This window comes from Microvirga yunnanensis (assembly GCF_025460875.1).
The window spans coordinates 22,705-28,704 of record NZ_JAMXFI010000101.1 but is presented as its reverse complement, the minus strand read 5'-3'; the positions used below and the strand labels follow the sequence as shown (position 1 = coordinate 28,704).

Genomic DNA, 6,000 nt, shown 5'->3' with positions numbered 1-6,000 from the left:
ATAGGCTGAACTCCTGTTGGTTCTTATCTGGTCGGGGCGGGTTAGGCGGCCTTCTGCGCTTCGGCAGACTGCTCGATCACACCCATGATGTCGGATTCCTTCATGATCAGGAGATCCTGACCGTCGATCCGCACCTCGGTGCCGGACCACTTGCCGAACAGGACGCGGTCGCCGGCCTTCACGTCGAGTGCGGCAACCTTGCCGTTCTCATCGCGGGCGCCGGGGCCGACGGCGACGACTTCGCCCTCTTGCGGCTTTTCCTTAGCGGTATCGGGAATAATAATGCCGCCCTTGGTCTTCTCTTCGGCTTCGATGCGGCGAATGACCACGCGGTCGTGCAATGGGCGAAAGGTCATGGGTGTGCCTCCTCGTTCTTGGAATTGGGAGCACTCGTCTGCGCCGAGCAGCACGATTAGCACTCGACGCATGAGAGTGCTAACGCGAAGTGATAGTCCAATGCTGCAGGTGAGGCAAGGCCACTCAAAGGCCAAGCTTAAGGTGCGTTGGGCTCTCGTGACTCCTGTCGGAGCCGGTAGCCCTGGTGGTCCTCTGTCACGGCGGCTGACGCCCCAAAGGGCAACAAAATAGCCCACCAGCTTAGGGCCAGCGGGGCGGATGAAAGGCTTTGGCGATACTAAGTGACAGATCTTACGAAGGGAGCACCTTTGCTAGCAAACTTTGGCGGGGCTGTGACGCCGCGCATTGGCGGTGCCATCTTGATCGTCCTGGGCGCTCATTGACCCGTCCCATCATCTGTCCATACTGGCTTTCATGAAGCGCCTGATCGGATCCATCCGAGCCCTGCTGTCTCGTCGTCCACGGTCCAGGACTCAAGCGGGTCTCACCGCCGTCGAGTACGAGGCGATATGCCTGATTACAGATGAGGGAAGAGCTGCCTACGCCCGAGCGCGGCAGCAGGCGTATTACTGCCGCGCAAGAGGCAGCGAGCAAGGATTTCGGTTCTGGTCGGCTGTGGCGACTGAAGTTGACCGGCGAGCGGGTGCCAGCGCAAAAAGCGCCAATCAGCCGACCCGCTAAGACCCGCCATCGTCTCGGGCGGAGACCTGAGAAACGCGGATCGTGCAAGCATCGCGATTGAGCGCTCCTCACATCCAACCGTATCGATGCCACAAACGCCGGATCGGCACTGTCGATGGCCGGTATGTCCCCAAACGATGGGAGAAGGCCCGTCAGAGGCCGCTCAATCCAAGGCCGTCCGCAGCCTCACACCCCGCTTCTGAGCGTCCTTCAAGTAATCGACCACGACGGACGGCAGCTCACGCCGCTGGCCAGAGGCGCGGCGTTGGAATGCATCAAACTCGCCCTTGCGGATCATGGCTGCTTCAAAGCTCAGTCCAAAACGCTCCACGATCTCCTCAACCGTATCAGTCGCACTGAGGAGATAGTTAGGAGCCAGGAACATCGCAGCAAACCGTCTTGCCTCGCTCTCCTCCTTCTTGGCCTCCAACACGAGCCTTCCGGCGCTCGTGTGAGTGACACTCCTGCTGTGAGCGCCCGAGTGCCGCATTGCGAAGTGCCCAATCTCATTAGCGATGGCCATTCGGGCTCTTGGCTCACCCCTCTGCATGGCACCGACGACACTCTCACGCATCCGCAGGACGCCCTTTCGGGCGTCCCATTGCGCCTCGGCATCGGGCATCTCGGCGTCTGGTACCCGCTGATGGGCAAAGTGCCGAAAGCTGGTCGTAAGCTTGTGGATCACAGCCATCATGTCAGGGGCGGCTCTGGTTCTGCAGACCGAGCTCCCTTCGGAGAACCTTCACGCGTTGCTCAATCTCTTCATCCGTGATATGCCGCAACATATCGGACCTCGAAACTATAGAGACTACTAGATATAGATTAAATTGCGCTTTCTGGGTTTGCAATCCCTCGTATGGGATCAAGGTCGAAAGCGCAGTTCTCATGTCTTGAAAGCAGTTCTGGTGCTCAAGCCGGGTGGGCGTGTGGTCCGAATTGAGAAACTGACCCCCCGACGAAACGAAGACCTGACCCCTCCTTAGCAAAGGAGGAATAGATGTCGATTGGGGATTCAGCATGCAGCCTCTCGTAGCCCGGACGCGTCTCAAGGCCATCAGCAACCCAAACGCTGGACCAGTCCTGATTGGCAAGATGGAGGATGCTCTGGTGATCTGCCTCGCGAAACCATGGCGTCGCGCCGAACTCGAGAGCGAGTGCATTATCGGCGGTGTGACCTGAGGCCCGGATCATCACGCACCTCCCGGAATGGCTATCCCAGAGGCTACTTTAACGCACCCTACTGTGGCAGCTGGCGAGCGCCGTCCAAGAACAGCGTCTACCGCCTGAGCTTTTCCAGCCCCAGATCCCGCCAGAGCCAGGTGAAGTCATAGCTGGCCATCGGATCGTCCGACGGTACTCCACTCTTCGTCTGGTTCTCGATGTGTTTCAGCCAGTCCGCGACCTTACGCCGGCCTGCAGCTGTTTTAGCCGCGGCCCGTGGGCTCAGATCCCCGAGCGCCGGGATCGGCTCGTCGAGAGTCTTGCGGTAGTGATCCGTCAGCGCGCCATGGACAAGTTCAGCCTGCAGTTCGGCGGGAAGGTCGCCGACCTGATCCAGATGGTCGTCCCCGTCTCGCCCAGCCATCGCCTGTTCGAGCGTTTCAATCTCGGTTAGAGCTGACCCGACCAGTGTCCCGGCCAGCTCAGTCAGGATGGCCCTCCCGCGCTCGGCCCGCTCGCGGGAGTTCGCCTCCAGCAGCAATGCCTTGTCGTTCAGTTCGATGGTGCCCAGGACCGTGTCGCCCGTGTCGAGCGTCACCCGCACAGATGGGCCTTGCTCCGCGACGGACCTGTTCGCTGGCTTGCCTGAGGATTTCCGTTTGGCAGGCTGTTGCGGCTCAATCCAATTCCAGAAGCCTTCGTTTTCCTCTTGAAACACCGAAACGGTGCGCAGGCGCTCACGGAGTTCGCTGGCTGCACCTTCTGAGCGCAAGGGAAAGCGGACCCGGCAGAACATCACCTCGTCGCCATCGCTGTTGAGAATGGTCGGCAGGCTCTGATCAAGGGCTGAGGCCAGAGCATCATCCAGCCAGATGTTGCTGAAGATCGGTGCGGCTGTTGCCATGAACAGGAGGTCGGCAATCTGGCCATCCTCCCGGGTGGACCTAGGCAGCTGAGCCTCCTTGGTCAGCTTGCGGAACTCGCGCCGGGCCTGCTGCTTGGCGGCATTGAGCTCATCCATGAGCAGAGTGGCGGCGCTCGGGCGGAAGGGCAGGAGGCCTCCGGCCAGGATGTTCTTGCCCGATACCGCAACGATGCGGGCGCCGATCTTGTCCCAGATCTTGAGGCTCTTGGTGGCGGATTGCTCGCTGACCCGGATCGGCTCGCCGCCGCGCAGAAGATCCCGCGCCAGGAAGGATTGACCGGGCACGATCTCGCTGACCTCGTACAGGCTCATGCACGAGTCCCGCAGCGCCTCCATGTAGCGCCGGTTGCCGGCGCTCTCCTTCCAGCCGCGGCGCTTGAGGTAGTACTCGACGATGTTGCGCCCGTCCGGCTCGACGGCCTGGGTGAGGAAGTCTTCGAAGGCGCAGCCCCACAGGGTCATGGCTGCATGGTCACCGATCACCTCGGCGATTTCTTCGAAGTCCATCTCGTAGTCTTCACACGCAGGACCGAGGTGCAGGTCCAGAACGTCCGCGAATGGCTCGCGCCATTCCTCATGCGCAAGCCACTTCATCAATCCGGAAAGGGAATGGTTGCCGAGCATGGTATTCGATCCTGGTTGAACTGCAGGAGAAGCGTGGGCGATCTGGCGAACTGTTACCGCCCTTCTTCAAGATAGAAGCGCTCTGGGCTCAGTGTACCGCCGCGGCAATGCCGATCAAGCGCGGTTCCTAAACAACCAAGCGCACGCATTCAGACGGCTGCTGTGCGCTCCTCCTCATTCAGCGGGTGGAGGTCGCGGACTCTGTGGTTCAGGTGGGCGATGTCGAGATGGGTATAGATTTGGCTGGTCTCGATGCCGGCGTGTCCCAGCAGCTCCTGCAGCACGCGCAGGTCGGTGCCGCCGGAATGCATGTGGGTGGCAAAGGCATGTTGCAGCACATGCGGCGACACCCGATCCGGGTACGTCAGCCCGGCGGCGAATACCCCAATGAAGAGTGCATATGCCCGGCTCCACATGCGCCAGGGCACGACAGAAGACGAGTGAGGTGTTCGCTGATGTCAGCCCAGGTCAAAAAGAACCCGGCGCAGAGCCGGGTTCGTGTCGATAGAACAGTCAGGAGCATCAAAAGGGCTGCAGATTAATGCCTGACGCCCTGGGTCCGTTCCTGCTGGATACCCGATTACACGCCCCTGCGGCTGCGGGAGAAATACCAGATCGCGGCGGCGACAATGATCACCAGCAGGATGATCCACCAGTAGTCTGCGATCCCTCCACCTGTTGCCGCGGGGGGAGCGCCGGGCGCCGGGGAGGGGGCAGGGGTCTGCGCCCAGGCCGATGAAACAGCCAGGAAGAGGAAGCCCATCACTGCTGTGAGTTTGCTCATGAGATGTCTCCATGTGAGGGAGCCAGCACAGCAACACCAACCTCCTGCCAAGCTGGCCATCTCGGGCAACGCAGTCTGGGATCGCATGTTCCTAAGGCGAGGCGATCCGCATCCCTGCTCCCGCCAGTTCCCGCGAACTCGTGAGTTTCCAAACTCAGCGGTCGGCGCATTAAATGGGCGGTTCGATCCGGTCGTGAGGACATGATGCACCTCAGAAAGCCGTTCTGGTCCTTAGCTTTCGCCAGCCTTGCCACCGCTGGTTTGGTCCCACCGTGCCTTGGCCAAATTGTTCACGCCGCACCCGGAGCCCGCATCGAGGGGTTCGCCCGTGTGCCGGCTGCCCGCGCCATGGCTGTTTGCGGCGATGCACTCTACGTCGGCACCAAAGGAAACGCAGTCTATGGCGTCCCTCTGGCTGGCGGGCCTGCCGTGCGGGCTGCCTCCGGGCTCGTCGCCCCCAACGGCGTTACTTGTCTCGGAGATCGGCTCTACGTTGCATCGCGCGACCGGATCTCGGCTTTTGCGCTCGTGCCTGGTGGCAGACTGGCCAACCGAGCCGATCTGCCGATCAGGCTGCCGACCCAAGCCCATCACGGCCTACGCTACATTCAAGCCGGGCCGGACGGTCGGCTGTACATTTCGATCGGCTCGCCATGCAACATTTGCCAGCCTGAGGGTCTGCAGGGGACGATCATCAGCTTCAGCCCCAGTGGTGGCGACCTGCGGCGTGTCGCTTGGGGCATCCGCAACTCGGTCGGCTTTGATTGGAACGGCGGCACCCTGTATTTCACCGACAATGGCGCCGATGGAATGGGCGACAACACGCCGCCTGACGAGCTCAACGAACTGCAGCCCGGCGCCTTCTATGGCTTCCCGTATTTCGGCGGCCAGGTGCGATTGCGCGGCTTCGAGGCGGCAGCTCCGCCCGCAGCACAAACCCCACCCGTGTATGAGTTCCAGGCCCATGTGGCCACGCTCGGGCTTCACTTCTATCGCGGCACCATGTTTCCGGAGTTGCGCGGCGAAGCGCTGGTTGCCGAACATGGAAGCTGGAATCGCAGCACGCCGGTCGGGTACCAGGTCGTGCGGCTGCGTTTGGGCAGCAGCCGCTCCGGCAGTGGACAAAGCTTCCTGAGCGGTGTTGGGCGTCCGGTTGACGTCAAGGAACTGCCGGATGGATCGCTTGTCGTGTCTGATGACGCTGGAGGTCGGATCTGGCGCGTCAGACGCTGATCGAATTACCAGCAGGCGGAATACGGCGGGTGCACCGATAGCGAATGGAGAAGCTCCCGCAGTCCCAGACTTCTTGTCAAAACAGTAGTTATGCGAAATGTTATCTCGTTACATATCCTTACACGGGTCCATTAAGATCTACGCAACATAGCGCGAAGTCCTATGGCTACTCCAAAGTCTCACCGCACTAGCAAACATTGTGGCTTGAATGTGGCAAGCCCACATGGGATCGTAT

At 61.0% G+C, this 6,000-nt stretch carries 6 protein-coding genes and 1 pseudogene; 2 read left to right on the top strand and 5 right to left on the bottom strand.

Annotated features, from left to right (window positions below):
* Positions 1 to 41: 41 nt before the first annotated feature.
* Together groES and NF876_RS32625 are read right to left on the bottom strand one after the other, a co-directional pair.
* Positions 42 to 356, bottom strand: a complete 315-nt coding sequence (gene groES, locus NF876_RS32630; RefSeq protein WP_262272305.1) for a co-chaperone GroES — start codon at positions 354 to 356, stop codon at positions 42 to 44.
* 845 nt (positions 357 to 1,201) lie between these two features.
* Positions 1,202 to 1,588 carry an ImmA/IrrE family metallo-endopeptidase gene (locus NF876_RS32625; RefSeq protein WP_262272306.1) on the bottom strand — a complete coding sequence of 129 codons (387 nt, stop codon included), beginning with the start codon at positions 1,586 to 1,588 and terminating at the stop codon, positions 1,202 to 1,204.
* A gap of 467 nt (positions 1,589 to 2,055) precedes the next feature.
* Between NF876_RS32625 and NF876_RS32620 the strand changes: the two genes are divergently transcribed.
* A complete protein-coding gene (locus NF876_RS32620) occupies positions 2,056 to 2,217 on the top strand; it encodes a hypothetical protein (protein ID WP_262272304.1) in 162 nt (53 codons plus the stop codon).
* A 97-nt stretch (positions 2,218 to 2,314) separates the two neighbouring features.
* Here the strand turns inward: NF876_RS32620 and NF876_RS32615 are convergent, their stop codons facing one another.
* The 3 genes and pseudogenes from NF876_RS32615 to NF876_RS32605 form a co-directional block, all read right to left on the bottom strand.
* Complete coding sequence (locus NF876_RS32615) at positions 2,315 to 3,748, bottom strand: DUF7986 domain-containing protein (RefSeq protein WP_262272303.1); 1,434 nt, start codon at positions 3,746 to 3,748, stop codon at positions 2,315 to 2,317.
* Positions 3,749 to 3,897: 149 nt separating this feature from the next.
* A pseudogene (locus NF876_RS32610) lies at positions 3,898 to 4,125 on the bottom strand (tyrosine-type recombinase/integrase); the annotation flags it as partial.
* 203 nt (positions 4,126 to 4,328) lie between these two features.
* Positions 4,329 to 4,532, bottom strand: coding sequence for a hypothetical protein (locus NF876_RS32605; protein WP_262272302.1), 204 nt, complete (start codon positions 4,530 to 4,532; stop codon positions 4,329 to 4,331).
* A gap of 330 nt (positions 4,533 to 4,862) precedes the next feature.
* Here NF876_RS32605 and NF876_RS32600 point away from each other — a divergent pair, with 330 nt between their 5' ends.
* A complete protein-coding gene (locus NF876_RS32600; protein ID WP_262272301.1) occupies positions 4,863 to 5,765 on the top strand; it encodes a PQQ-dependent sugar dehydrogenase in 903 nt (300 codons plus the stop codon).
* Positions 5,766 to 6,000: the final 235 nt, after the last annotated feature.